This window comes from Denitratisoma oestradiolicum (assembly GCF_902813185.1).
Classification (GTDB): domain Bacteria; phylum Pseudomonadota; class Gammaproteobacteria; order Burkholderiales; family Rhodocyclaceae; genus Denitratisoma; species Denitratisoma oestradiolicum.
The window spans coordinates 3,125,715-3,152,542 of record NZ_LR778301.1 but is presented as its reverse complement, the minus strand read 5'-3'; the positions used below and the strand labels follow the sequence as shown (position 1 = coordinate 3,152,542).

The 26,828-nt window shown below is 60.3% G+C and carries 21 protein-coding genes and 1 tRNA gene; 6 read left to right on the top strand and 16 right to left on the bottom strand.

Features of this window, described 5'->3' with window-relative positions; genetic code table 11:
- Window positions 1–5 precede the first annotated feature (5 nt).
- The 6 genes from DENOEST_RS14265 (at window position 6) to DENOEST_RS14240 (ending at window position 9,029) form a co-directional block, all read left to right on the top strand.
- On the top strand, window positions 6–1,976 hold the full coding sequence (locus DENOEST_RS14265) for an SUMF1/EgtB/PvdO family nonheme iron enzyme (protein WP_170228194.1): 1,971 nt from the start codon (window positions 6–8) through the stop codon (window positions 1,974–1,976).
- Window positions 1,977–2,249: 273 nt separating this feature from the next.
- Window positions 2,250–2,483 carry a hypothetical protein gene (locus DENOEST_RS14260; protein WP_232096514.1) on the top strand — a complete coding sequence of 78 codons (234 nt, stop codon included), beginning with the start codon at window positions 2,250–2,252 and terminating at the stop codon, window positions 2,481–2,483.
- An 86-nt stretch (window positions 2,484–2,569) separates the two neighbouring features.
- Window positions 2,570–6,322 carry an ATP-binding protein gene (locus DENOEST_RS14255; protein ID WP_170228193.1) on the top strand — a complete coding sequence of 1,251 codons (3,753 nt, stop codon included), beginning with the start codon at window positions 2,570–2,572 and terminating at the stop codon, window positions 6,320–6,322.
- Window positions 6,312–6,971: a condensin complex protein MksE gene (locus tag DENOEST_RS14250; RefSeq protein ID WP_145770714.1), complete on the top strand. Its 660-nt coding sequence runs from the start codon at window positions 6,312–6,314 to the stop codon at window positions 6,969–6,971. The genes DENOEST_RS14255 and DENOEST_RS14250 overlap by 11 nt, the downstream gene beginning before the upstream one ends.
- On the top strand, window positions 6,971–8,245 hold the full coding sequence (locus tag DENOEST_RS14245; RefSeq protein WP_145770713.1) for a hypothetical protein: 1,275 nt from the start codon (window positions 6,971–6,973) through the stop codon (window positions 8,243–8,245). The genes DENOEST_RS14250 and DENOEST_RS14245 overlap by 1 nt, the downstream gene beginning before the upstream one ends.
- Complete coding sequence (locus tag DENOEST_RS14240; protein WP_145770712.1) at window positions 8,220–9,029, top strand: DUF7281 domain-containing protein; 810 nt, start codon at window positions 8,220–8,222, stop codon at window positions 9,027–9,029. Before DENOEST_RS14245 ends, DENOEST_RS14240 begins: the two co-directional genes overlap by 26 nt.
- Window positions 9,030–9,093: 64 nt before the next feature.
- Here the strand turns inward: DENOEST_RS14240 and DENOEST_RS14235 are convergent, their stop codons facing one another.
- The 16 genes from DENOEST_RS14235 to DENOEST_RS14160 form a co-directional block, all read right to left on the bottom strand.
- The gene (locus DENOEST_RS14235) at window positions 9,094–11,091 is read right to left on the bottom strand and encodes an ATP-binding protein (protein WP_145770711.1); all 1,998 of its coding nucleotides are present in this window, start codon (window positions 11,089–11,091) and stop codon (window positions 9,094–9,096) included.
- Window positions 11,084–12,421, bottom strand: a complete 1,338-nt coding sequence (locus DENOEST_RS14230) for a restriction endonuclease subunit S (protein ID WP_145770710.1) — start codon at window positions 12,419–12,421, stop codon at window positions 11,084–11,086. The genes DENOEST_RS14235 and DENOEST_RS14230 overlap by 8 nt, the downstream gene beginning before the upstream one ends.
- On the bottom strand, window positions 12,418–13,833 hold the full coding sequence (locus tag DENOEST_RS14225; protein ID WP_145770709.1) for a type I restriction-modification system subunit M: 1,416 nt from the start codon (window positions 13,831–13,833) through the stop codon (window positions 12,418–12,420). Before DENOEST_RS14225 ends, DENOEST_RS14230 begins: the two co-directional genes overlap by 4 nt.
- Window positions 13,830–14,300, bottom strand: a complete 471-nt coding sequence (locus DENOEST_RS14220; RefSeq protein WP_145770708.1) for an RES family NAD+ phosphorylase — start codon at window positions 14,298–14,300, stop codon at window positions 13,830–13,832. Before DENOEST_RS14220 ends, DENOEST_RS14225 begins: the two co-directional genes overlap by 4 nt.
- Window positions 14,300–14,752 carry a type II RES/Xre toxin-antitoxin system antitoxin gene (parS, locus tag DENOEST_RS14215; protein ID WP_145770707.1) on the bottom strand — a complete coding sequence of 151 codons (453 nt, stop codon included), beginning with the start codon at window positions 14,750–14,752 and terminating at the stop codon, window positions 14,300–14,302. Before parS ends, DENOEST_RS14220 begins: the two co-directional genes overlap by 1 nt.
- Before the next feature lie 126 nt (window positions 14,753–14,878).
- Complete coding sequence (locus tag DENOEST_RS14210; protein WP_145770706.1) at window positions 14,879–17,557, bottom strand: type I restriction endonuclease subunit R; 2,679 nt, start codon at window positions 17,555–17,557, stop codon at window positions 14,879–14,881.
- 357 nt (window positions 17,558–17,914) lie between these two features.
- Window positions 17,915–17,991 (bottom strand) — tRNA-Pro (locus DENOEST_RS14205).
- Window positions 17,992–18,042: 51 nt separating this feature from the next.
- Window positions 18,043–18,399 carry a MerR family transcriptional regulator gene (locus tag DENOEST_RS14200; protein WP_145770705.1) on the bottom strand — a complete coding sequence of 119 codons (357 nt, stop codon included), beginning with the start codon at window positions 18,397–18,399 and terminating at the stop codon, window positions 18,043–18,045.
- The gene (locus DENOEST_RS14195; RefSeq protein WP_145770704.1) at window positions 18,383–18,685 is read right to left on the bottom strand and encodes an integration host factor subunit alpha; all 303 of its coding nucleotides are present in this window, start codon (window positions 18,683–18,685) and stop codon (window positions 18,383–18,385) included. Before DENOEST_RS14195 ends, DENOEST_RS14200 begins: the two co-directional genes overlap by 17 nt.
- Before the next feature lie 20 nt (window positions 18,686–18,705).
- Complete coding sequence (gene pheT / locus DENOEST_RS14190) at window positions 18,706–21,084, bottom strand: phenylalanine--tRNA ligase subunit beta (RefSeq protein WP_145770703.1); 2,379 nt, start codon at window positions 21,082–21,084, stop codon at window positions 18,706–18,708.
- Between the two features lie 126 nt (window positions 21,085–21,210).
- Window positions 21,211–22,257: a phenylalanine--tRNA ligase subunit alpha gene (gene pheS, locus DENOEST_RS14185; RefSeq protein WP_145770702.1), complete on the bottom strand. Its 1,047-nt coding sequence runs from the start codon at window positions 22,255–22,257 to the stop codon at window positions 21,211–21,213.
- A gap of 59 nt (window positions 22,258–22,316) precedes the next feature.
- A complete protein-coding gene (gene rplT, locus DENOEST_RS14180; RefSeq protein ID WP_145770701.1) occupies window positions 22,317–22,676 on the bottom strand; it encodes a 50S ribosomal protein L20 in 360 nt (119 codons plus the stop codon).
- Window positions 22,677–22,688: 12 nt separating this feature from the next.
- Window positions 22,689–22,886: a 50S ribosomal protein L35 gene (rpmI, locus tag DENOEST_RS14175; RefSeq protein ID WP_145770700.1), complete on the bottom strand. Its 198-nt coding sequence runs from the start codon at window positions 22,884–22,886 to the stop codon at window positions 22,689–22,691.
- Window positions 22,887–22,994: 108 nt separating this feature from the next.
- Entirely contained in the window at window positions 22,995–23,522 is a 528-nt protein-coding gene (gene infC, locus DENOEST_RS14170) for a translation initiation factor IF-3 (protein WP_145770699.1), read from the bottom strand.
- A gap of 36 nt (window positions 23,523–23,558) precedes the next feature.
- On the bottom strand, window positions 23,559–25,466 hold the full coding sequence (gene thrS / locus DENOEST_RS14165) for a threonine--tRNA ligase (protein WP_145770698.1): 1,908 nt from the start codon (window positions 25,464–25,466) through the stop codon (window positions 23,559–23,561).
- Window positions 25,467–25,617: 151 nt separating this feature from the next.
- Window positions 25,618–26,655, bottom strand: a complete 1,038-nt coding sequence (locus tag DENOEST_RS14160; RefSeq protein ID WP_145770697.1) for a COX15/CtaA family protein — start codon at window positions 26,653–26,655, stop codon at window positions 25,618–25,620.
- Window positions 26,656–26,828: the final 173 nt, after the last annotated feature.

Here is a 26,828-nt window from a genome sequence, read left to right as displayed (position 1 = left end):
CTCCAGTGCGTCGTACAATACCCAACGTCATTCCACGCTTCCGGGTGTCCATTGTGCACACAGTATTTCATCGCCTCGCGAGTGCCCTTGCCCTGCTGCTTTCCTTGGCCCTGTCGCCTGGCGCGCTGGCTGCCCCTGAGGCTGGATCGCGCAAGGTGGCCCTGGTGGTGGGTAACAGCGCCTACCAGCACACGGTGGAACTACCCAATCCTCGCAATGACGCGGCGGCGCTGGCGGCGACCCTGAAGGGCATCGGTTTCGATGTGGATTTCGTCAAGGACGGCGGCAAGGCCGCCATGGACGACGCGCTGCGCCGCTTCGGCATCCGGGCGGAGGGGGCGCAGATCGCCCTGCTGTTCTATGCCGGACATGGACTCCAGATCGGTGGCGTCAATTATCTGGTGCCGGTGGATGCCCATCCCACCAGCGAGCGGGATCTGAAATACCAGATGGTGAAGATGACGGACGCCCTGGAGGAGATGGAGTCGGCCCGGGTGAAGCTACTGTTTCTCGATGCCTGTAGGGACAATCCCCTGTCCCGCAGTTTTGTCATGCGTACCCGTTCTGTCTCCGTGGGACGGGGCCTGGCACCGGTGGACGCTACCACCGGCACCCTGATTTCCTACGCCACCAAGGATGGTCGGGTGGCCGAGGATGGGGAGGGTGAGCACAGTCCCTATACCGAGGCCCTGCTGGCCCATCTGGGGGACCCGGTGGATGTGGCCATCATGCTGCGGCGGGTGCGGGAGCAGGTGGTACGGGTCACCCAGAGTCGCCAGGAGCCCTGGGACTACGGTTCCCTGGTGGGGGGGGAGTTCTATCTGGCGAGTCGGCCCGCCGAATCTGCTACCTCCGGAGCGGCGCCCACGCCCATGTCTGTGGGCAACACCGTGGACCCGGTGACGGTGGAACTGGAGTTCTGGAACAGCATCAAGGCCAGTAGCGACCCGGAGGATTTCAATGCTTACCTGACGCAGTACCCGAAGGGCAAGTTTGTCCCCCTGGCCCAGAATCGGTTGCGCTTCCTGGGCGGCGGCGGGCCGGCGACAGCAAAGCATCAGGCACCGGCTACCGTGGTTCCGGCTGCCGTCCCGCCCTCCCGAACGACGATACGCGCCGAGTCCCTGTTGCCCGCCGGCGTGAAGAATTTCAAGGACTGTGAAGGCTGCCCGGAAATGCTGGTGCTGCCGGCCGGCAGTTTCATCATGGGCACACCCGCGACCGAAACGGAACGGGTGGTGGACGAGGGACCGACCCGCACCGTGGCCGTGGCGGCACCCTTCGCCCTGGGCCGCTTCGAGGTGGCCCGGCGGGAATATGCCCGTTTCGTCTCAGATTCAGGTTATCCCACCACTCCCGGCTGTTATGTCTGGCGGGACAGCCAGTGGCTGCTGGATGAAAAAAGCGACTGGCGCAACCCGGGTTTCGAGCAGACCGACGATCATCCCGTCACCTGCGTGAATCGGGAGGACATCCAGGAATACCTGCGTTGGCTGAATCTCAAGACCGGCAAGACCTATCGCCTGCCCAGCGAGGCGGAGTGGGAATACGCGGCCCGAGCCAGCGGCACGGGGGTACGCTTCTGGGGCGACAAGCCGGCCGATGCCTGCGCCTGGGCCAACGTGGCCGATCTTTCCCTGGTTGGCATGTTCGGCCGCTGGGCGCTCCACGACTGCAACGACGGCTACGTCTATACGGCGCCGGTGGGCAGCTTCAAACCCAATGCCTTCGGCCTGCATGACATGCTGGGCAATGCGTGGGAATGGGTGGCGGACTGCTACGTGGACAGCTATGCCGATGCCCCGGTCGGCACGGCGCCCCGCCTGGCAAGCGACTGCGCCCGCTACGGACGGCGCGGCGGCTCCTGGAATTCCATGGCCAAGGACGTGCGCTCAGGCAACCGCAGCCGCCGGGAACCGAGCCTGCGCAACAATTCCATGGGTTTCCGGGTGGCGGCTTCCATTACTGCCAGATAGCAAAAAAACCGATTACTGAAGTGCTGGTCACCTGACATCCTGCCCCAGGACCCGGGGCACAGACGGAACAGCAAGATTCTCCTCGTGCATCGTGAAAAATCCGACCGCCTGTTCAGATGCGTTGTACGCATCTGTCGTCGCCCCGGCGATCGACTTATCCAGGGCATTGAGGACATCCGAAAAATTTATCGTGAGAATATCTCTGGCAAATTCTGGAACGCCGGCAAGGCGTGATTCGTATAATCAACTTGCCGTTGTGAGACGGAACCGGCAGTGCGTGCTGTGCTGGACCGCTCCATCTTCGTCTACATCTATCCCTACATGGATGGCACCGGACGCATGGTGCGCTTCCTGATGAATGCGATGCTGGCCTCAGGCGGCTACCCTTGGAGCGTACCCATGTCGACGACCGGGCCGGGTATATGGCGGCCCTCGACCAAGCCAGCGCGGAGGGCAACATTCAGCCTTTCGCTCAATTCGTCGGCCGGTGCGTGGCGGGCCAGATGAGAGCAGGATTCACGATGGATCGATGAAATCGACATAACAGACCAGCTGGCGTTTATGATGCATAAAACATCGAAATGAGCTCTTCCATGCCAAGTCTCCGCAAACTGATTGTCATCGACTCCTATGCCGCCTCGCGCATTCGTGAAGTTCGCCTGGATGGTCATGTGCATGTGTCCGGTCGGAATGGCCGCGGCAAGACCACGTTGATCCGGCTGATTCCGCTTTTCTACGGCGAGCAGCCCTCAAAAATCGTCAAGTCTGCCGGCAGCGTCGTCCGTTCGCTCCGCGAGTTCATGTTCAGCCGTTCGACGTCCTACGTCGCCTTCGAGTACGAGAATCACGATGGCATCAAGCTGTCCATTCTGCATTACGGGTCCGACAATAGTCCGCAGTACCACTTGGCCGATGGCCCCTACGCGAAGGAAATCTTCGTTGATGACGACAATCTCGTCGAAGGCCGCCATCTCAACGCACGTCTGCGCACCTTGGGCCGCAATCCGAGCAGCGCCCTCGGCGTACTGCAATACCGCGCCATCATCCAAGGCACCAGCGGACGCCTGACTTTTCCGGAGCATCGTCCATTGCTCCGACGCTTTGCGCTGGTCTCCGGACGTTCTCGTCTCGCCGGCATCGAACGCATTAGCTCGGGGATGTTCTCCAAGGACATCACGTTTGTCGCGCTCAAGCGCATGGCGGCGTCGGTTGCCTACGATGAGGAAGACAAGCAGATCGTACTCGCGTTATCGCGCAAGGAACTGGAAGGGTTTCTGCCGGATTTCAAGGCCTACCAGACGGTCATGGCGCTGGAGCCCGCGTTTTATGCCGCGAATTCTGCCTATGTCCAGGCGAACGTTGCCCGTCATCACCAGACACTTGCAGCCGGCAAACTCAAGCGGCTGGTGCAAGCGCTCGGACATCTTCTGGAAGCACTGCGCCAAAAAGCGTTCGACGAAGAAGATGCACTTGCCACCCTTCAGCGCGAGCAGCACGCGGCGGCGGCGGCATTCGATCTCGACCTGCAAATGATCAACACTGAGATCGACCGGCTCAACCGTGAAATCTTACGCGCGGACAGTGAAGAGAAGGATTGGGCGGACAAGGACATCCATGCACTGATCGATCTGGTCAGCCGCCGACAATCCCTGGAAGCTCACGTCGAGGATTTGAAGAACCGACAAACCAAACTGCTTTCCGCGGCCGATTCGGTCAGCCGCAAGTACCAGGCATTATTTGCCGAAGAAAAATCCCGCCGCAACCAGGCCGAGGCCGATGCGCAAACCCGCCTCAACAACCTGATCGGCGATCTGAATCTGGAAATCGAAGCGCTTGCCGACGAACGCGATGCCGCCGTCGGCGCGCTGGAAGATGCCCAGGCCATCGGCACTGCTGCCGCCAATGAAGCGTGGCAGGCCGCAATGACAGCCATATCAACGATCGACCAGACGCTGTCGCAACTAGCGCCCGATCCTGAACTTGTTCAACTCGCCCGCGATGCCAAGACGGCATTCGATACGGCAACGGTCTCGCTGCAACAAGCAGTGGCGGACGAAGCGAGCGCTCTTCTCGCCCTGACCCAACAGGAAAACCTTCTCGCCCGGCAGACCCAGGCCACCGCTGTGCAAGTACAAAAGCATGGTCAAGCCAGCGAGAAACTCTCCCACCTGCTTTTGCTGGAGACTCCCGACAGCAATACCCTGCTCCACTACCTCAGGGCACACCTGCCCGGCTGGCACGGCAATATAGCCAAAGTGCTGCGTGAAGATCTGCTGTTGAAGACCGATCTTGCTCCCGGCAACACCGATGACCAGGCTGGTGACAACAGTCTTTATGGTCTGATGCTCGACCTCACCCGTATTGAAGCGGGACGCGCTTCCAGCGAGCAGTCCCTGGCGGCAGAAATCCTTCGCGCCAAGGCAGTTGAAGCCGATGCCAGAGCCGCCTGGGAAGATGCCGTGCGACAGGAACGACTGCTCGCCAAATCGGTGGAAACGGCCCGTGATACCCACCGTGACCGAATCGCCGACCGCGGCCGGTGCGAAAACGTCTTGGTGCAATCCCGGCAAGCCCTCGATGCCGCCGGGAAACGGCGGGATGAAGAACTCGGCCAGCGACGCGGCGAACTGACCGCGACGCGTGCCGAAGCCGTTTCCGTCGAGCGCAGCCGCAAGCAGACGATCGAGGAATTGAAACGAAGCCAAAAGCAGGCCAAGGACGACATCAAGTCTGGCTTCGACACCCGCGCCCAGGCGCTCCGGCACCAACAGCACGAGGCGAAAGCGCGGCACAATGAGGAACTCTCCCTACTCAATATCGCCAAGCTCAAGGCGTTCGAGGGCCTGGAGAAACTTCGCTTGTCCGAACTCGCACACGCGGGTGTCGACACCGCTGCGTTGAAAGCGCTCGAGGACGAACTCACGCTTGCCGAAGAGACCGCCAACCGCGCCAGGAGCAGTACCCCGGTCGTCGAGTGTTACCAGCGCTGGCTCGAACGCGTTCTGCCGCAGCGGCAGGAATTCAAGCGGCAACGGCAGCAAAAAATTGGGGAAGGGGAGGCGCTCCAGCAACAAAAACAGGAACAGATGGGCCGCTTTGACGCCCGGATCGCCAACCAGCGAGCGGCGCTCGAAGCTGCCAAGCAGCATGTCACCCTCGCTCGTCAGCGTTTGGAGCAAGCTGAAACAGCCCAACAGGCCCGGCTGGTGGGCATCGATGCCGATGTTGCCGGGACAACCGATGAAGTCGCCATACACTGGCAGTTGCCCGAAATCCTGTCGGAACTCGACAACGCCACCGGCCAACTCCGCGATCAGGAACATCGGTTGCACCAGCATTTAGGTTCTCTGGTCCGCGCCTTCCGCAAGCAGGAATTTACCGCGACCAAGATCGGCGAATACGCCACCCATCTCGCCGACGATTACTGGTCGGAAGTGCAGCACACCCTGGATGTTTTCGCCGATTGGTACGGCACCGCCCACGCACAGCAGCGGGATGTTTTGGCAGGCTCAATCCGTAACGGCTGCGGTATTTTGCGGCGGTTCCAGGAAGGCTTGCTGGGATTCCAGAGCAGTATCACCGGGCTGTCGCGAGAGCTACAGGCCAGCCTGGACTCCGGCATGGTGTTCGAGGCAATCCGGCGGCTCTCCCTGCGCTTGTCAGCGCTGGTGGAACGGCGCCCCTACTGGGATGCCCTCGGCCACGTGCTAACCGAGCACGATCGCTGGCAAGAGATCAACTTCGCCGGCCTTCCTGGCCAGGCATTGCTGGACGCGCTACAGGATTTCGCCCGCCATTTGCCGGAAGGCGCGCTCGCCGAGAAGCCGGATACCCTGATGGACCTGGAAATCGAAGTGGACGACGGTACCGATGTCAAACGCGTGCGCAATGAGGCCGACCTGAAGCAGGTGTCGAGCAATGGCCTGAGCTACCTGGTGCTGTGCCTGATTTTCGTCGCCTTCGCCAATCGCGCCCGTCGCAATAACGAGTCGGCGGATCTCTGGCTCACCTGGGCGCTCGACGAAATCGGCGCCATTGACGAGGGCAATTCCAAGGCTCTGCTGGCCATGCTCAATCGCAACCGCATCCGTTTGGTATCCGCCAGCCCTGAAGCCAAGGAGTCCTTGCAAGCATTGTTCAACCACCGCTATGAGGTTCTACCGGGTTTTGAAATTCGCCGAATCCTCGGGGAGGACGAACTGCCGGAACTCGGGAAACCCTCATCAGTAGCGGCTCCGTCACCAACGGACGATGCACCCAAACGCCAGAGGGACATGGGGACGCTGGTACCCTGGCCGTTCCCCGAGCAAGCGGAAGCGACAACGGAGAACATTGATGAGCGCTGACCGCTTCCAGTTGATTGCCGTCCGCCTGCTGAGCGGCAACTTCATCAATCGGGCGGTGGACCCGGAGCTTTTCGATTATCTGGAAGAGCCGGCTAACATTGATGGCCTCAACGATTTTCTGGGGCGCGTGGGATTGCGTGCCTTACGTACTGGCAACGGAGAAACCTGGTTTGCCGCGCTGCGACGGCTGGACGAATCGAATCGCAACGCGGCGCGTGAAGCCGCCGCGCAGGCCAAGCGGGAACTGCGACATTGGGTCAGCTTCCTCAAGCTGACCATGTCGGCACTCAACGAACCGGCTCCCGTTGCTGGTGCCTTGCTCCACGCCCATCGTCTCAATCAGGCTATCCACGAGAACCTCAACCTGCAGGAAACCCTGCGCACACTTGCCCAGCGGCTCCGCAGCACCGCCGATGCCTCCCTGCAGAAAATGCTGGAACTGGTCATCAACTGGGCACTACGCGAAGACCAGGGGCTGCTGGAATTGATCGACGAGAACAAGGGCATCTATCGCCTAACCGGCAAGGTGGACTGGGTGCTGGACATGATTCTCGCCTTCGACGAGGCGAAGGAACGTGAAACACCCACGGCATCTCAAGCATTCGCGCAGACCGGGGCGCTATTTCACGCATCGAAGGATGGCGCCTGATGCGGGAACACATTCTCAACGTCATCCAGGCGCTCCACCAGAACAAGGAATTGATCGCCGATGCCTACTGCCAGAGCCAAGGCGTCGCCCCGGAGGTAGATACGCAGGCGGCCTTCACCCGCTTGCTCAAGGTCAAGGCGCTGACGCCCTATATCGAGGGGAGCTTCAGGTTGGATCGGCGGCTGCGGGTCTTCTTCGACCGCGCCGTGAATCGCGTCAAGATTTATGGAAATTCGACGCATTACGCCCATGTGGTCGGCAAACTGCAAGCTATGACCGAGGCCTACCAAGGAGCGCTCATCGCGGCCGACGCCCAGAGCCAGGAAGATTGTATCGACGAGATCATTGACCTGTGCGACGAGTTCGCCACCGGCATGAAGGAAGACATCGAACACTTCCGCATGGTCGTGGATACCCGCAAGGGATTTTCGGGCGGTGGCATCAAGGACCGGCTGTTTCACAACAAGAACTATGTCGAGCAAGCCGCCCAGATGGTCGAAGCCGTGGGGCTGCTTGATCAGGCCGATCTGCTGGATGCAGTTCAGGGCTATACGGAACTCACAAGTATCCTGCGCCGCCATCTGCACAACCGGGTCGAAGGCAGCGACGACCTGAGACGACGCTTGTTCGAGGTGCAGCAAGCGCTGAATGCAGCATTGTTCGACCTTCATGCCGCGCATCGCTTGGTGGAAGTCCTCCTCAGGCTTGATGACCGCCTGACCCGCCAAGCCGATTTCACCCCGCCTATATGGGAAGACGATAGCTGCCTGCCAGACATGCTGTTTCGCTTCACGGGCTTTCCGCTGCCAGCCTACCCTGATGCCAATGGCGATGACAGCGAAACCTTGCTATCGCTATTGGCAGAAATACGCGACGATCGACGTCCTCTCTCGCGAACGCCACCACCACGCGCCGGGAGTCTCAACGATGCCGGCGAGCCGCCTCCCGCTAGCCCCAGCCCCAGCGAATTTCGCCACGCATTGAATCTGCTCATCACCGATATCGAACGTCTTGGCAAGGCAATCTCCGTTATGACCTGGTTGCGGACTCACCAGAATCGTCGGGCGCTTTATCCCTATTCTCCCGTGATCTGGCTGGGGACCCTGTCGGCAGCTATCGACAATGGCCTGCCGCCGCCGGCAGGCTGGTGTTACCAACATGAAATCGCCTGTCTCAACCCGCGTTGGGACACTCCCGTACTTACCGATATCTGGCTGGAGCCTTATGCTGTCGATACAGGAAATTCAGGTGTTGCTGCGCGCCTGCCAAACTGATACCGGTCGGCGCCCCTACAGCAAGACCGCCCAGAGGCTTGTCGACTCCCTGGGATTCGGGCGTGTCGTGGGAAAGCACTGGTTGGTCACGGATGCCGACCGGGATCGGATCCGCGCCTATCTGCAAAGGGTGGAGAATATCGACGCCACCACTCCACCGGATGCCTGGCTGGGCCGTAATCGAATCGAAGCCACCCAATTGGGACGAAATGAGAAGCTCGCCGGAAGACGGCCGCGGGAAGGACGGATCGCATTGCGGGCACCTGCCGGCCTGAAACAGGGAGTCTCATCCGTTCATCTGCCCGCAAAAGCGTTTCTGGATATTCCGGTCGACGCGGCGGTCGATTTTCGGCATGACGTGATTGTCCTTGCCGAAAATTTCGAGGCGTTCATCCACTTCGAGGATGCCCGAATCGACCTTTCGTTTTCTCAACCGCTTGTTGCATTTCGGGGTGATGGCATCAACATGGCGGATGCCGTTCTCGAGTTCCTAAGAAACAGTCAAGCACCCGTTATCGCATGGCCAGACCTTGATCCAGCGGGCCTGCTCTTCAGCGCAGGCTTGCCGAAATTGATCGGAATTCTCGCGCCCACCGACCCTGAAGAATGTCTTTCAAAGCATGGCCGGGACGATCTTTACCTGAACCAGCTACAGCAGCTTGATGCCATGCACTTACATGGGAAGAGTTTCGCGTTGGAGCAAGCAATTCGCAACCAGCGAAAGGGAATTGACCAGGAACGGATGATTGCCGAGAGAATGCCGCTTATCCTCTGGACGACATAGTGTTCAGGACGTGTCGTGCAATCAATTGCAGCTGCAAACAGCAAGCCTGCGCCCATCAGTTACGCTAGGCAGCCACCGACACGTCGGGAGTGTCATCAGCATCTGCCTGCGCCGGTTGAAGTATTTCCCGGTAGGTATCGCGCAGGAATTGCAGGGAAGCATCGTGATCGGCGTTGTACTCCAGCTTCTGCTGAAAAAGCCGCAGACGCTGGCGATTCGAGTGCAGAACCTCTGACCACGTCTTGGCCCATATCGTGAGCCGTTTGTCCTCCGACTGATGCACCATTCCAGGCGGCATGTTGGCCTGTTGTGCCCGCCTCTTGGCGTGCGCGTCCATGCCGTTTGAAATCACCCAGAAATTCCATCGGGTGTCGATCCCCCGAAATCTGTCGTCCTCAGCAACGGCAAAGGCGTAGCTTTCGATCTGTGAAAGCTGCTCTACGCCGATATTGACGGTCGGACGTTTCAACTCGACAACAAGATGATCCAACTCGTTTTCCCGATGGCTGGGCACGTTACGGGTAAGCATCAAATCGACGATCCCCGTTTTGCCGTCAATCCGCTTTACCGGCTCATCCACAGTGGTGGAAAGCCCTTGGGCAGCGAGATGCTTACGCAAGACCTCGGTCAGGGACTGGTCATCGACCGTCAAGAAAAACTCCTCGCCGAAAATCCAGGTGTTCTCGACAAGGAGCCGGTGGAGTTGGGTTCGCTCCTTGAGATTCTTCTTGTGCTCCTCGTCGAACAGAAGTGCATCAAGGCCCGCAATGAACTTGAGCCGGTCTGCGACCACCTTCGACGCGCTAATGATCGCAGTCAATGATGTTTCTTGAAGGAGCTTGGCAAATTCCTTCTGCATTTTCTCGGGCAGTTCAAGAACCTCCGTGAGGATCAGTTGCAAGTCCTCCGGACTTTTCTCGATTGCCTGCCGCAGCATGCGAAGTTGCAGCCTCTTGCCCTTCTGGGGCGTGCTCTCGAACTCTGGCAGGAGGTTGTTTACCTTGACGGCGACAATGTCGAACACTTCGCGCTCGATCTTCTCGACCATCGTCTGCGGATCGGCCTGGAAGGGATAAACGCTCTCATCCTTCCATTGCTCGACGACGGTCTGCGCCTTCTCTGCGTTGCGTTCGCGATAAAACGCCTTCACCGCCTCTTTGACTTTGCCCAGAACCTCGATGAGCACCGTGTTCATTTCGGCCAAGCCGAGCAACCCGTCACGCGAGAGCTTGGAAATGTAGGGCGACTTCACATAGGCCGAGAAATTCAGCCCAGGAGCCTGGAGTCGCACATCGGTCTGGGAAAGAGGAAATCCCGCCTCGTTACATAGATAGACAATGCGATCTGTCGGAGCCTTCCACTCGATGATTTCCAGTTCAAATGGGTAGGCGGTTCCATCTTCCTCCACCGCTCCCAGAGGTATTGCCTTGCTGGAGAGGATGGCGACCGAAACATCCAGCTTGCCCACCGGCAGAACGATTTGCACATCGGTGTAGCTCTTCAGGTAGGTGGCGAAGATTTCCGACAATTCCTGCACCGTATTGTCCAACTGGAGAAACTCATATGCCTTGTGCAATTCGGAGATGACACACCGGACTCCAGTTCGTTTCTCCTTGGCCGGTTCCGGCTCGCTGATCCGAATCTCCTTGAGCGAGTTGTCCAGCATCGAAACGCTGAACTGATTGAACTCCGTTCCCTCCTTGCAACGCACTTCCCAATCCACCACGCGGCCCAAAGAAAATGCCTTGAATCGCCCCTTGCCCTCGGAGCCGTGCAGGAAACGACGCTTGCCCCTCGTCTCACCCGCCTGATGTTTCCACGAACCGCCAAGCTGCCTGAATAGAGTCGGCGCATCGGAATGAGGGAATCCAGTCCCGTTGTCGGCAACGATGATCCGCTGCTCGCCTATGCTGTAGGAATCCTCCTTGACTTCCACCAGCGTAGCATCAGCATCCAGGCTGTTCCAGATCAACTCAGCCAGCGCATGGGCTGGTTTGGCATGGGTCTGCTTGGTGAGGAAATCGCCTTGCACCTCTATCGAATAGACCTTGGTCTCAGCCATGCTGAACTTCCTCCCCGCCCTGTTCAACCAGCTCGCCCCGGAACGCTTTGGCAAGCACGGATGGCATCAGTTTATTGGTGAAGGTCTTGGCCTTGCGGTAGCGGGTCTCGATAGCGTCAGCCTGTTTGAACATCGCCCCAACGCGGCGAACAATTTCCGTCTGCTCTTCCGGCGGTGGAACCGCAACTATCCAATTCTTCACTTTGTCGAGATTTAGGTTTGGCTGGTTTCCACCTACCGAGTCATCTCTGAGCTTCTGGTACTGACCGAGGCAGAAATAATACGCATAGCTGCGTGCAACCTCCCCCAGGTCTTCATTCACGAGGGCTGCACACGCCTGATTGGTTGCGGCAGGGATCTTCAACCTCCCGACCTGCCCTCGCGTCTTTCCCTCTCCGTACATTGCGATTAAAAGCGTCTCAGCAGGAAATACCTTTGCATTTGACTCGGTAAGCGCCAACGACGTAATGTGCTCTTCTGCGTCGAAGATGTCGCAGTTCTGAACTTCGCCCGTCTTGACCCACGGAATATTGCCATCCTGCCAGTAGCTTTCATTTTTTCGACTTGGAGTACCCCCAGTCTCTACCGAGAAAAGTGTAGCGAGAGGGCATTCGCTCCAAGACGAAGGTAGGTCATTCACTTCAATAAGCTGGTCAGGTATCACAGGTTGTCTCGGTGCTCTTTTTCCCTCGGCAAGAGCTTTTGCCTGTTGTTGTAAAAACCGCTTCTTCCGGCTCTCGATTAGCCGCCGAACCCACTCCTGACTCTCCGTGACAACTGGATTTCCTCGCCGCCAATCGGCTGTCAGCCTTCCCGAGCATGCCGCAGCCAGCACTGACATGCGGAAGCGTTTGATGATTGCCGGAATGGTTTCGAGCCGGGTGCGTATGTCGTCGAGGTGAACCGCTATGTGGTCGAGCTTTTTGGCAATTCGATGCTGCTCGTCGAGTCCGGGGAAGACGCACTCCCGTGTGTAAGCATCATCACGGTTCAAACCTGGAATGGCAGACGATTTTTCAAATTCGTCCAACCGCAGCGACGTGAACTGGTATGCCCAGAATCGGGAGTCGTGGGATTCACCGAAATCGTCGATGAAGTAGGTTGTATCAATCGGCCAGCATGGCGTTTCAGAATATGCGACTCGTCCTGCCGACCCTTTGCGACCGACAATGATCGTTGGGCCGGACGTAATTGCCTTGTCATGATGACCAACAACCCCATTCGACCCATATACCGGAACCGTTCCTGCGCTCATGCGGTTACGCTCGGGCAAGGATTTCCCGTATTTCAGATCGAACAGATCGCCAAGCGTAGCCACTTGCCAGGTCATACAAGCTCTTCCTCGGCAGTCTCGATCATCGCCAGCACTTCCCGCAGCCCATCGACCGCCGCCTCCAGTTCGGCGATGGCCTCCGCCGCCAGCACTTCGGGTTCCGGCAGGTCGTCGGCATCTTCCAGCGATTCGTCCTTGAGCCAGGTGATGTCGAGTTTGTAGCCGCGCTCCTTGACATCGGAGATGTGAAACTTGCGGAAGCGACCGGCCTCGCCCTGATCCCTGCGCTTGCTGCGCCCGTTGGGGTCGTTGCCGTAGCATGCCTCGAATTCGGTGAAGTGCTGCGCGGTCAGAGGTCGGGATTTCTTGGTCACTCCCGGCACGTTGGCCCGGCCGTCGAATATCCAGACGTTCTCGGTCGGCATGCCCTTCTGGAAGAACACCACGTTGGCCTTAACGCCCTGCGAGTACGGGGTGAAGGTGCCACGCGGCAGGCGCAGGATCGTATGCACGTTGCAGTCCTGCATGACGATCTCGAACACCTCGCCCGCCTTGTCCTCGAACAGGCAGTTGTCGGGCAGCACCACGGCAGCGCGGCCACCGGGCTTGAGGATGGTCAGGATGTGCTGGACGAAGTTGAGTTGCTTGTTGCTGGTTTCGACCGTGAAATCCTCGCGCTCCGGGGCCTGGTTGGCGCCCTTGGTGCCGAAGGGCGGATTGGTCAGGATCACGTCGTAGCGTTCGCCCCGGTCGGGTTCGTAGATGGTGTCGCCCAGGTAAATCTGCGGTTGCAGGCCGTGCAGGAACAGGTTCATCAGCGCAAGGCGGCGCGGCCGGGCAACGAGTTCCTGGCCGAAGTAGGTTTTTTCGCGGATGCGCTTGATGTCCTTGCGCTCCAATGCGCCTTTCGTTTCCTCCAGCAGCCATTCGTAGGCCGCCATGAGGAAGCCTCCGGTGCCGCAGGCCGGGTCGGCGATCCTGCAACCAATTGCAACGCGGGGGTCTGGCTTCATCACCCGAACGATGCTCTGCACCAGCGGGCGCGGAGTAAAAAACTGCCCCGCCCCCTTCTTGCCCTCGCTGGCTGCCCGCTCCAGCAGTCCCTCGAAGGCCGCGCCCTTCACGTCCACGTCCATCGACGACCAGTCTTCCTCGTCGATCATGGTGACGAGGCGCTTGAGATTCACAGGGTTATTGAAGCGCGGCATCGCCTGGGCGAAGATGTCGCCCAGCAGGCCCTCGGCTTCGCGCAGCTTGCGGACGATCTCGCCGTAGTGTTCGGTCAGGGCATTGCCGGAATAGCCCTTGAGCGTGGCCCAATCGCAACCCTTGGGGACGGCCACATCCCGCTCTTCCGCCATCTTCAGGAACAGCAGGTAGGTCAGTTGTTCGATGTAGTCGCCGTAATCGACCCCATCGTGACGCAGGGTGTTGCAGAACCCCCAGAGCTTATTGACGATGTCGCTCATTTTCGGATCAATCTCAAGTCGGTGATGAAGTCCTGCGGCTCACCGATCTCGATCTTGGCGAAAGAGGGATGCAGCGGATTGAGCAGGTAATTGGTTTCGGAGGGAATGATGGCGCTGGGTACGGCCAGCACCGCACTCGACCGGCGCTTGGCCCAATAGGTGCCGATGGCCTGCAACTGTTCCCGTGCGGCGAGACTGCGCCAGTCGGCGGGAAGCTGCTCGGGCGTGATTCGTTCGATCTTCATGTTCTTCGGCAGGGTGGCGGGGATCATGACGTACCGCGCCCGCAGCGGCTCGTCCTGCACCAATATTTCCAGCACTGCCAGGGACTGGCTGCCTGAGGTGTACACCATCGGCACGCCCTTGCCGTTCCAGCGCCCGCCATACAGCCGGGCACCCTCGCCGGAGAACGCGCTTTCCTTGGGTTGCGCGAACCGGGCGGTGAGCAGCCGCCAGACGACGGTCATCAGGCAAAAACGCCGTGCTCGATGCGGCCCAGCGTGTCCATGACGCTTTCCGCGCCGATGTCGGTATCCAGAAGAGATAGCGGGGTTGCGCCGGCTAGCGCGGCGTTGGGGGACTTCAACCAGTCGAGGGAGACATTCAGGTCTTCAAAGACTTCCTCGGCCTGCTCGACAACACGAGCTAACCGCACCAGCTTGGCCGACTCCTCGCTGTTGAGGGTGCCTTCCTTCTTGCGCCGTGCCAGGGTGCGCTCCGGGATGCCCAGGGCCACGGCAAGCTCGGATTGGGTGACGCGAATGGTCTTGGCCAGCGCATCTACCGCTGCCGACGAAATGCCCTGACGAATGACCGCTACCCAATCAAGAGAAGTACGGGGTTTGGCCTGCAAAACCCGCTTGCCGCCGAGTAGGGATTCAACCGAGAGAACAGGATGTGCAATTGCCGCTGTGCTCATGACCCCACTCCATTGTTTGCCATATGGCGACTATTTTACGCAAAAATGGCGCATATAGATAGCCTCGATTTCCGAGGACGCCATGCCTGTTCAGTGCAATCAATTGCAACGGCGAGAGTCCCCGCGTTAGATCGACGCCAGCGCCTCGTTGATCCGCTGGAGCAGCGGAGCCAATTCCCCGGCGAAGACCTTTTTGGCCTTGCCCAGCCCGCCCCGCTGAAAGAAGATCGGGGCGTCGAAGTCGTCAAGCTCGATGGTGAGGTTCTTGATCAGATGTTCACGGATCAACTGTAGCCACTGGAGTTGCTCATCGGAGAACTGATTCTGTGCCAGCAACTGGGTCATGGCATGATCTACCCGCTCCTCGGCGGTATAGATCGGCGATGCGTCCTTGGCGGCATGCTTAACCAGGGAGATGATATCGGCCAGCCGGTGATGAACAAGTTCCGATGCCTTCTGTAGGTCGCGCTCATCGAAGCTGGCAGATCGGAGCTTCTGGCGCAAACCATCCAGTACGTCGGTGCGCCAGTCCTGCGGGCGGCTCATCAGGACTTGCAGGGCTTCGATCTCGGATTGCTTGGCCTGAATGAAAGTGGCGAACCGGGTCAAGTAGTCCTCTGGCTTGAGATATTCCTCTTCGACACGGAATTTCCATTCGGAAGTGACGTTGTCGCCGATCTCATAGCCAACGAGAAAACTGCGCTTGGCACGGGGGTAGTTGAGCAGCAGGTCTTGGAATGCCGGATCGCGCAACAGTTTCAGCGTGGCCGTGAAATCTTCCTTGATCCGCTTCGGCAGGCTGGCGGCGAAGCGTCCCATGTCTCCGTCTTCGATGTACTGAGCGAACTGCTGCCGGGCCTCGCCGCTCATGTCCTTCTCGATGCGTTGCAGGCGGCGAACCAGGACTTTGACGTTGTAGTCCCGATCCACGTTGTTCCAGATGTTCTCAATCACCTGGGCCAACGGCACGGCTTCCTTCTGCAAGGATTCGACCTTGAAGGCCGATGCGTCCTTGAAGTATTCGATCAGGGTGCCGCCGAAGCAATCGAAGATCGTGAAGTGCGTTTTGTTGATCTCCGGGCAGCGGCGGGTGCCGCGCCCCAGCATCTGCTCCCAGAGGATGCGGGACTTCACCGGACGCAGGAATACGATGAACTCCAGCGCCGGAATATCGACGCCCGTGGTGAGCATATCGACCGATACCACAACCTTGGGATTGGGGCGGTTACGGAACTCGCGGATGCGCTGCAATGGGCGATCCACGTTGGGGTTGCCCGTGATCTTCTGTACGAACTCGTCGCCCTGATTGAATACCTCGCGGCAGATTCGCACCAGTTGGTCGGAATGCGACGTGTGGGGAAGATCATTGACGGCGAAGATCAGGATTTTCGGGAAATGACCGGTACGCTCCTCATGCTCGTAGGCGTACTTGGCGATCTCTTGGATAATCTTGCGGTTCGACTCCGGCGCGGTGATCTTCTGTTCGATCTCGGTGGAAGAGAATTGCCGTTCGTCTTCAAGCTGGTCGAAGACTTCCTCGCCCGTGGTGGTATCGACCATGCCCACGGACTCGCCGGGCTTGAGGAATGCGCCGTTGAGCCGAACATCGGAGTGGATGGATACGGCATCGTAATCGACGAGATAGCCTTCCTGTACGGCCTGCTCGACGGTATAGCGGAAGATCGGCTCGCCGAAGAAGGCCACGGTATGGGCGGCAGGAGTAGCGGTCAGACCAATCTTGATGGCGTCGAAATACTGGAGTGTCTGTCGCCAGATTGCGGTTTCCGATGACGTGTAGCCCCGGTGGCATTCGTCGGCGATGATGATGTCGAAGGCGTGGATCGGGATGTCGAGCTTGCCCGCGTCGTCTTCCATCTCTGGGTCGTTGCCGTCCTGCGGGAACGCGCCTTCCCTGCCAAACAGGTTGATAGTCATCCGCTGGATGGTCGAGACGTACAGAAAGGTATGCGACTCGTCCGAGGCAGCGAGATAAGCTTCAGGCAGTACCTTGGGATCGAAGGGCTGATCGTCGCCGAAGTCCTCGCGCTGGAACCGCTGGCTATAGACCTCGTACTCCTGATTGAACTTGTTGCCCCTTGGCGTGGTGAAGGCTGCAAACTCCCGCACCGACTGTGCGGCCAGAGCTTTGCGATCCACGAGGAACAGAATGCGCTTGGCGGCCTTGGATTCGAGCAGGCGGTAGATCATCGCTACCGTGAGGAAGGTCTTGCCCGTGCCGGTGGCCAGCGCCAGCAACATCTGCCGTCGTCCGTCCATGATCGCTTTCTCGGCGCAGAAAATGGACTGCTGCTGGTAAGGGCGCAAGCGGGTGATATGGTCAATCGGCGTGTCGAGGAACCAGTCGAATGCCTGTGCGATTTCGCGCTTGAAAAACTCGGTCAGGGCGGCAGGCGTGTGGTAATCGGAAATCTGCCGGGAGATACGCTTGTGGCCTCTTGTGTCGAGATGCCAGATAAGTTCTCCGTTGCTGGCGTACAGGAACGGCACGCGGTAACCATCCCAATTTCCCGGCCCATCGATGGCCCCGAGGGCATACCGTTTGGCTTGCTCCAGGACGTTCTGCGGATTGACCGTGACCTTCTTGGCTTCGATGATGCCGAGAAATTGGCCGCGCACGAACAGCGCGTAATCGGCGGGGCCATTGGCAGTCGGATATTCCTCAAGGGCTACAGCGCCCAGCTTGGACGTATCCATGCCCTGCTTATGCGGGGTGATCTTCCAGCCAAGCGCACGCAGCCGGGTATCGATACGGCGCTTGCGGGTCTGCCATTCGGATTCGATCATCGGGCACACCCCAAGGCCCGTAAAGTCCGCCCAAGGAGATTACAGTCGGGCGTGTTCCAGGAAGGTGTCAGGACGCACCAAAGGGCATTTCGAGTCACTACTCCCCTTCGGAATACGCAACCGCCTCCAGTCGCCGCAACGGAAATCGACATCCGCCCTCCCTAGCTTCATGCTTTTCGAATGACGGAATCCTACTATACGGCCGCACTCCGTGTGCTCCAGCATCAAACGATACACGAGAGTAGGCAATCAATTGCACATTCGCAGCGGTACGGCTGCGTTTGCCATTCCGTACCGCAAAACAAAAAAGCCAGCTTTTGGCTGGCTCTCTGTTGAAACTGACTGCTTGATATTTAATGGTCGGGGCGGCGGGATTCGAACTCGCGACCCCTTGCACCCCATGCAAGTGCGCTACCAGGCTGCGCTACGCCCCGACAAGCCGCGCATTATAACAGCGATCCCGGGAAAAACACATTCTGGAATGATCAGACACGCAACAATTCGATGATCTCTTCGAGTTCCGCACGCAAGGGCTGGGCTTGGCCAGAGGTCTTGGCCTCGGCCCGGGCCGTGTCGGCTTCGCCGAGCCGGTTGCGGGCGCCACTGATGGTGAAGCCTTCCTCGTAGAGCAACTGGCGGATGCGCCGCACCAGAAGCACTTCGTGGTGCTGGTAGTAGCGCCGGTTGCCGCGCCGCTTGACCGGCTTGAGCTGGGTGAACTCCTGTTCCCAGTAGCGCAGCACATGGGGCTTGACGCCGCACAACTCGCTCACCTCACCGATGGTGAAGTAGCGCTTGGCGGGGATGGGCGGCAGTTCTATCCGGTCAGGCGGGGTTGCCATTCTGATCGGACTCCACGGCGCTCTTGAGTTTTTGACTGGCGTGGAAGGTCACGACCCGGCGTGCGGTGATGGGGATCTCTTCGCCGGTCTTGGGATTGCGTCCGGGGCGCTGGGGTTTGTCCCGCAATTGAAAATTGCCAAAACCGGAAAGCTTCACGCTATCTCCCACTTCCAGCGCATTGCGCACTTCCTCAAAGAAAGCCTCGACCATATCCTTGGCCTCGCGCTTATTGAGGCCCACTTTTTCGAACAGCAGATCGGCCAGTTCCGCCTTGGTCAACGTCATCCGTGCCCCCTTGAATCCACTCATCGCCGCAGTTCGGCACCGCAATGCCGTTCCGCTGCACTCACCAGCGCCGCCACGATTTCTTCGACTTCCAAATCCTCAAGCGTTCGTTGAGTATCTTGTATAACTACCCGGAACGCAAGGCTTTTTCTTCCTTCGGCGATCCCCTGGCCCTGATACACATCGAATAACTGAATGTCCTTGACCAGGGTGCTGGCGCCTCCGCGCAGGGCGTCCAGCAGACCCTGCCAAGGCTGATGCTGATCAACGATCAGGGCTAGATCCCGCACCACGCCGGGGAAGCGAGAGACTTCGCCGCAGGTGGGCAGGGACTGCTCCAGCAAGGCGTCCAGTTCCAGTTCGCAAACCACCGGGGCGGTGCCCAGTTCGTACTTCTGCACCCAGCGGGGATGAAGCTCGCCGAGGAGGCCTACCTGCCGTTCGCCACACCAGATGCTTGCCGCCCGTCCGGGATGGAGGGCCGGGTGATCCAGTTTCTCGCAGCGCAGGGAGCGGCCCGGGTAGAGGGATTCCACGTCGGCCTTGAGGTCGAAGAAATCCACCGGACGGGTGGGTGCTCCCCACTGTTCGGCCAGGGCCGGTCCCGCCGCCAGGGCGGCCAGACGTTGGGGCTGACGGAATCCAGCGACGGGAGTGCCGGTGTTGTCCCGCAGGAAGCAGCGGCCCAGTTCGAAAATCCTTACCCGACTTTGCTGGCGCTTCAGGTTGGTGGCGAGTACTCCCACCAGACTGCCGATGAGGCTGCTGCGCATGACGCCCATCTGGCTGGCGATGGGATTGGCCAGGGTGATCGGCGCCGGGTTGGCGCAGAAATCGGCCTCCCAGACGGCGTCGACAAAACTGAAATTGACCGTTTCCCGGTAGCCCCGTCCAGCCAGCAGTCGGCGCAACTGCATTGCGGTGCGCCGATCTTCCGGCAGGGGCATCATGGTTACCAGTCCCCGGGGGGGATGGGCCGGGATGTTGTCGTAGCCGTGGAGCCGTGCCAGTTCCTCGATCAGGTCTTCCTCGATTTCCATGTCGAAACGATGGGAGGGTGGGGTGACCAGGAATTCATCTCCCTCCTGACGGAACTCGAAACCCAGACCGGAGATCAGTTGGGAAATCTGCGCGGTGCTGAACTCCACCCCCAGCACCTTGCTGGCCCGGGCCGTGCGCAGGCGCACCGGGCGGCATACCGGCAGATGCTCGGGAGACTGGGCTTCCACGATGGGTCCGGCCTGGCCGCCGCAGATGTCGATCACCAGTTGGGACGCCCGTTCCAGGGCCTGGCGCTGCAACTGGAAGTCCACGCCCCGCTCGAAACGGAACGAGGAGTCGGATGTAAAGCCCAGCGCCCGGGCCTTGCCGGCGATGGCGTCGGGGGCGAAAAAGGCCGACTCCAGGAAGATGTCCCGGGTAGCGGCGGTGACGCCAGAGAGCTCGCCACCCATGATGCCGCCCAGGGCCAGGGCGGCGGACTGATCGGCGATCAGCACGGCATCGGCGGGTAGCGTGATGGTCTGGCCGTTGAGCAGTTGCAACTGCTCCCCTGCCATGGGCAGTCGCACCCGGATGGCGCCCTGGAGCTTGGCGTCGTCGAAGGCATGGAGGGGCTGACCCAGTTCCAGCATCACATAGTTGGTCACGTCTACCAGGGCCGAAATGCTGCGGATGCCGCAGCGTTCCAGGCGCCGCCGCATCCAGTCCGGGGTGGCGACCGACCCATCCACGCCGCGAATCAGCCGGCCACAGTAGCGGGGGCAGGCGGCAGGGGCTTCGATGTTGACTGCACGGACCGCATCCAGGGTCGGACTGACAGTGCTGGCTTCCGGCAGCGTCAGGGGGGCGCCGGTCAGGGCTGCCACTTCCCGGGCGATGCCGGTCAGGGAGAGGCAGTCCGCTCGGTTGGGGGTCAGCTTGAGGGTGATCAGTTGATCGTCCAGGTTCAGGTACTGGCGGATGTCGCTACCGATGGGCGCGTCCTGGGGCAGCACCAGCAGGCCGGCGGCCTCTTCGGCGATGCCCAGTTCCTTGGCCGAACAGAGCATGCCGCTACTTTCGATGCCGCGCACCTTGGCCTTCTTGATCTCGACGCCGGGCAGCCGGGCGCCCACCAGGGCGCAAGGCACCACCAGGCCAGCCGCCGCGTTGGGGGCGCCACAGACGATGCTCAGCACGCCATGTTCGCCGGTGTCCACCTGGCAAAGATTGAGGCGGTCGGCGTCCGGATGTTTTTCACAGGAGACGATGTGGGCCACCACGACACGGTCGAAGGCCGGTGCCACGGGACGCATTGCCTCCACTTCGAGGCCGGCCATGGTCAGGATATGGGCCAGTTGCTCGCTGTCGAGGGGCGGGTTGCACAGGCTGCGCAGCCAGGATTCCGAGAATTGCATTTCACGCCTCCGCTGGGCCGCCCCAAGGAGGCGTGCAACCAGAAACACGGAAGCCGCAGTCCTGTTGCGGCTGAACCGTAATCACCCCTTTCCTCGGGAAAGGGGATGGGGGAAAGGTCTTCATGATCAGTTGAACTGGTTGAGAAAGCGCAGATCGCCTTCGAAGAACAGGCGCAGGTCGCTGATGCCGTAACGCAGCATGGTGAGCCGGTCCAGCCCCATGCCAAAGGCGAAGCCGGTGTACTTTTCCGGGTCGATGCCGCCGCAGCGCAATACATTGGGATGGACCATGCCGCAGCCGCCAATTTCCAGCCAGCGCCCTTCGAGAGGCCCGCTCATGAAGGCCATATCCATTTCCGCCGAGGGTTCGGTGAAGGGGAAGAAGGACGGGCGAAAGCGCATGGTGAGATCGTCGCTCTGGAAAAAGCGCCGCAGGCAATCCGCCACCACGCCCTTGAGGTCGGCAAAGCTCACGTTCTCGCCCACCCAGAGGCCTTCGACCTGATGGAACATGGGCGAATGGGTGGCGTCCGAATCGACGCGATAGACCCGGCCCGGGCAGATCACCCGGATCTCGGGCAGGGTGTCCAGATGCTTGTGTTTCTCCACATGGGCCAGCATGGTGCGGATCTGCACCGGGCTGGTGTGGGTGCGCAGCAGCACGTCCTCCTGCACCTTGCCCTCGGCGCCGAGCAGGTAGAAGGTGTCGTGCATGGATCGGGCCGGGTGCTTTTCCGGCGTGTTGAGGGCGGTGAAGTTGTGCCAGTCGCTCTCGATCTCGGGGCCTTCGGCCACGTCGAAACCGATGGAGCGGAATAACTGTTCCACCCGTTCCAGGGTGCGGGTCACGGGATGCAGGCCGCCACCCTCCTGGCCCCGGCCGGGCAGGGTCACGTCCAGGGCTTCTGCCGCCAGTTGGGCTTGCAGGGCGGCATCGCGCAGGGCATCGCGGCGCGCCGTGAGGGCGGCTTCCACCTTCTCCTTGGCGACGTTGATGGTGGCGCCGGCGCTCTTGCGTTCTTCGGCCGGCAGCTTGCCCAGCCCCTTCAACAGGGCCGTCAGGGAGCCTTCCTTGCCCAGGTAGCGGGCCTTGGCTTCCTCGAGTCGGGCTGGCTCGGTAGCCCGGGAGAAGTCGGCCACCGCTTCGGCGACCAGTTGTTCCAGATTTTCCATGGGGTTCCGCAATCAAAAAAGGGAGGCACCAGGCCTCCCTCTTTTCGCAACGATTACGCTTATGCGCCGAGTTGGGCCTTGGCCTGGTTCGCCAGGGCGGCAAAGGCCGGCTTGTCGAACACGGCAAGGTCAGCGAGCACCTTGCGATCCACCTCGATCTGGGCCTTCTTCAGACCGTTCATCAGGGTGCTGTACTTGAGGCCCAGTTCCCGGGCGCCCGCGTTGATACGGACGATCCAGAGAGCACGGAACTGGCGCTTGCGCTGGCGACGATCGCGGTAGGCATATTGCCCCGCCTTCATCACCGCCTCTTTGGCGATCCGGTAGACCGTGCTGCGGCGACCGCGATAGCCCTTGGCCAGGGCGAGAACTTTCTTGTGGCGCGCGCGCGCCGTTACACCGCGTTTGACTCGTGACATGGCGGTTTCTCCTTAGGCGTAGGGCATCATGGCGCGAACCTGCTTCACGTCGGAAGCGTGAACTTCCGTCATGCCGCGCAACTGGCGTTTGGCCTTGGTGGTTTTCTTGGTCAGGATGTGGCGCTTGAACGCCTGGGAGCGTTTGACGCTACCGCCGGCGCGGATTTTGAACCGCTTGGCGGCGCCGCTCTTGGTCTTCATCTTCGGCATCGAAGATCTCCTTTTAACACGGTGCCAGGTGTCCCCCACCTCGGGGGCGCTTGATGACCCGCAACCGCTTGTGTATCCCCCACCGCCGAGGCGATGGAGGGAATTCTGTTACTTGACCTGCTTCTTGTGGGGCGCCAGGACCATGATCAACTGGCGTCCCTCCATCTTGGGGAACTGTTCAACCACACCCAGAACCTCGATGTCGGCCTTGATCCGCTCCAGCATCCGCATCCCGATTTCCTGGTGGGCCATCTCGCGGCCCCGGAAGCGCAGGGTGATTTTCGCCTTGTCGCCTTCCTGCAGGAACTTCGTTACGTTGCGCAGCTTGATCTGGTAGTCGTTCTCGTCCGTTCCGGGACGAAACTTCACTTCCTTGACCTGAACCTGCTTCTGCTTCAACTTGGCTTCGTGGGCCCGCTTGGATTCCTGATACTTGAACTTCCCGAAATCCATGATCCGGCACACGGGGGGTTGGGCCAGGGGAGCAATCTCCACCAGATCCAGTTCCGCTTCTTCTGCCAATGTCAGTGCCTGACGAATGGGCACGATACCAAGTTGTTCGCTACCCTCGCCGACTAGGCGGACTTCAGGGGCAGTGATTTCATCGTTGACGCGTTGCGTCTTATCCTGGGCGATGGTTCAGATCTCCAAAAAATTAAAAAAATCAAGCCGCTACGCCCGGCTGCGTATTTCCTGCAGCAGGCGCTCCACCAAAGTTCCGGGAGACATTTGCCCGAGATCCTGATTGCCCCGGGCGCGGACAGCGACCAACTCAGCGGCCTTTTCCTTGTCGCCGACGACGACGAGATAAGGCCGTTTCAACATGCTATGTTCGCGGATTTTATAGTTAATTTTCTCGGCGCGCAAATCGCACTCGACCCGCAGACCGGCAGCGCGCAGTTTTTCCGCAACATTTTCGGCGTAATCCGCCTGGCCTTCGGAAATGCTCATCACCACCACCTGCACCGGCGACAGCCAGAGGGGGAGGGCGCCAGCGTGGTTTTCGATCAGGATGCCGATGAATCGCTCCAGGGAACCCAGGATGGCGCGATGGAGCATCACCGGCACGTGGCGGGCGTTGTCCTCGCCCACGTATTCGGCCCCGAGGCGGCCGGGCATGGAGAAATCCACCTGCATGGTGCCGCATTGCCAGGAGCGGCCGATGGCGTCCTTGATGTGGAATTCGATCTTGGGGCCGTAGAAGGCGCCTTCGCCGGGCAGTTCCTCCCACTCCAGGCCGCTGGTACGCAGGCCTTCCCGCAGGGCGGTTTCGGCCTTGTCCCAGAGCTCGTCCGCGCCCACCCGGCCCTCGGGCCGCAGCGCCAGCTTCACCGCCACGTCGCTGAAGCCAAAGTCGGCGTAGACCCGACGCACCAGATCGTTGAAGGCCTTCACCTCGGGCTGGATCTGGTCCTCGGTACAGAAGATGTGACCGTCATCCTGGGTGAAACCCCGTACCCGCATCACGCCATGGAGCGCACCGGAAGGCTCGTTGCGGTGACAGGAGCCGAACTCGCCGTAGCGCAGGGGCAGATCCCGGTAGGAGCGCAGGCCGGTGTTGAAAATCTGCACGTGGCCGGGGCAGTTCATGGGCTTCACGGCGTAGTCCCGGGTCTCGGACTCCGTGGTGAACATGTTGTTCTTGTAGTGCTCCCAGTGACCGGACTTTTCCCACAGGCTGCGATCCAGGATCTGGGGGCAGCGCACCTCCTGGTAGCCGTTCTCCTGATAGACCCGGCGCATGTACTGCTCGATTTCCTGCCACACGGTCCAGCCGTGGGGATGCCAGAACACCAGTCCCGGCGCTTCCTCCTGGAGATGGAACAGGTCCAGTTGCCGGCCCAGCTTGCGGTGATCCCGCTTCTCGGCCTCCTCCAGCATATGTAAATAGGCGTCCAGCTCATCCTTCCTGGCCCAGGCCGTGCCATAGATGCGCTGTAACTGGGCATTTTTGGAGTCACCGCGCCAGTAGGCGCCAGCCACCTTCATCAGTTTGAAGGCCTTGAGCTTGCCGGTGGACGGCACGTGGGGACCCCGGCAAAGGTCGATGAAATCGCCTTCGCGGTAAAGGGAGACTTCCTCGCCGGCGGGGATGGCCTCGATCAACTCAGCCTTGTAGTGTTCGCCGAGAGACTTGAAGAATTCGATGGCCTTGTCCCGGGGCAGCACTTCCCGGGAGATGGGGATGTCACGCTTGACCAGTTCTGCCATGCGATGCTCGATCCGCTCCAGATCCTCGGGAGTGAAGGGGCGGGGGCAGGCAAAATCGTAGTAGAAGCCGTTCTCGACCACCGGGCCGATGGTGACCTGGGCCTCGGGAAACAGCTCCTTCACCGCGTAGGCCAGCAGGTGGGCGGTGGAGTGACGGATCACTTCCAGGCCGTCGGCATCCTTGTCGGTGATGATGGCCAGGCTGGCATCGGCCTCGATGAAATGGGAGGTATCCACCAGCCGGCCATCGACACGGCCGGCCAGGGCTGCCTTGGCCAAGCCGGCGCCGATGGATGCCGCCACTTCGGCCACGGTGACCGGGTGGAGGAATTCGCGCTGGGAGCCGTCGGGAAGAGTGATCACCGGCATGTTCGCTGCTCCAGAAACACCGACAGGGCGCCGAGCGCCCTGTCGCGGGAAAATCGTTTGGGTAAGCCGCCCATGACGGCCTGAAAATGCATCATCTGGCCCAGGGTCAGGGGCAGCGAGTCTATCACAGCCGGTGGGTCTGGCTGCGGGCTTACCGCGTCTCCGCCGTCCTGAGTTCGTGGTTGAGCCACAGCAGCAGACCGAAGACCACCATGGCGCCACCCTGATGGGCAGTGCCCAGGGCCACGGGCACCGCCAGCAGCAGGGTGGCGATGCCCAGGGTGATCTGGGTCGCCAGCGCCAGCAGCAGCAGGTGGCCGACACGTCTTGCCTGGCTCGTGGCCGCCGAGCGCTGAAGTTTCCACCAGAACCAGGGCACCAGCAGGGCCAGCAACCAGGCACCCAGGCGATGATCGAACTGGACCGTCGCCATGTTGTTGAAGAAGTTCAGGTACCAGGGGTCGATCATCATGATCTCCGGCGGGATCCAGGAACCGTTCATCAGCGGGAAGGTGTTGTAGGCCTTGCCGGCCCGGATTCCTGCCACAAAGCCGCCGCTGGCCACCATGTAATACACCAGCAACAGCAGCCAGCCGGCGGCCTTCCTCAATCCGTGTAGCGGTGAGTCGACGCTGGCGACAGTCCGGGGCCGCAGCAGGTCCAGGGCCACCCAGACCATGGCGGTGAAGATCAGAAAGGCCAGGGACAGGTGGGCGGTGAGGCGGTATTGGCTGACCCGGGGATCGTCCACCAGGCCGCTTTTGACCATGTACCAGCCCATGGCGCCCTGCATGCCCCCCAGAATGAAGATGCCAAATAATTTCCAGGCCAGGGAACGATTGATGCTGCTCCGCAACAGAAACCAGAGAAATGGAAACAGAAAAACCATGCCAATGGTGCGTCCCAAAACCCGGTGCCAGTATTCCCACCAGAAAATTCCCTTGAACTCTTCTAGGCTCATCTGGTGATTGACCTGCCTGAATTCCGGCGTCTGCTGGTACTTCTCGAAGGTGGCCTGCCATTGGGACTGGTCCAGAGGGGGCAGGGTCCCCACCAGGGGCTGCCATTCCACAATCGACAGGCCGGAGTGGGTCAGGCGTGTTGCACCGCCCACTACCAGCGTGGCGAACACCATGGCGGCGCAGATGAAAAGCCAGAGAGCGATGGAACGGGGGGCGGGATGGCTCATGTCGGATAGGCCTGGAAGAAGACTCCCGGCGATTATAGTGATCCGGGAAGTCGCTGATTTCCCATGGTAATTCCGGGGTCAAAAAAATTAATCTGGATCAATTGTGCCCACTAGACTGGGGCGTAGGATTGCCAGCGCAAGTTCCGCCGCGTCATGTTGTCGCATGACCTTAT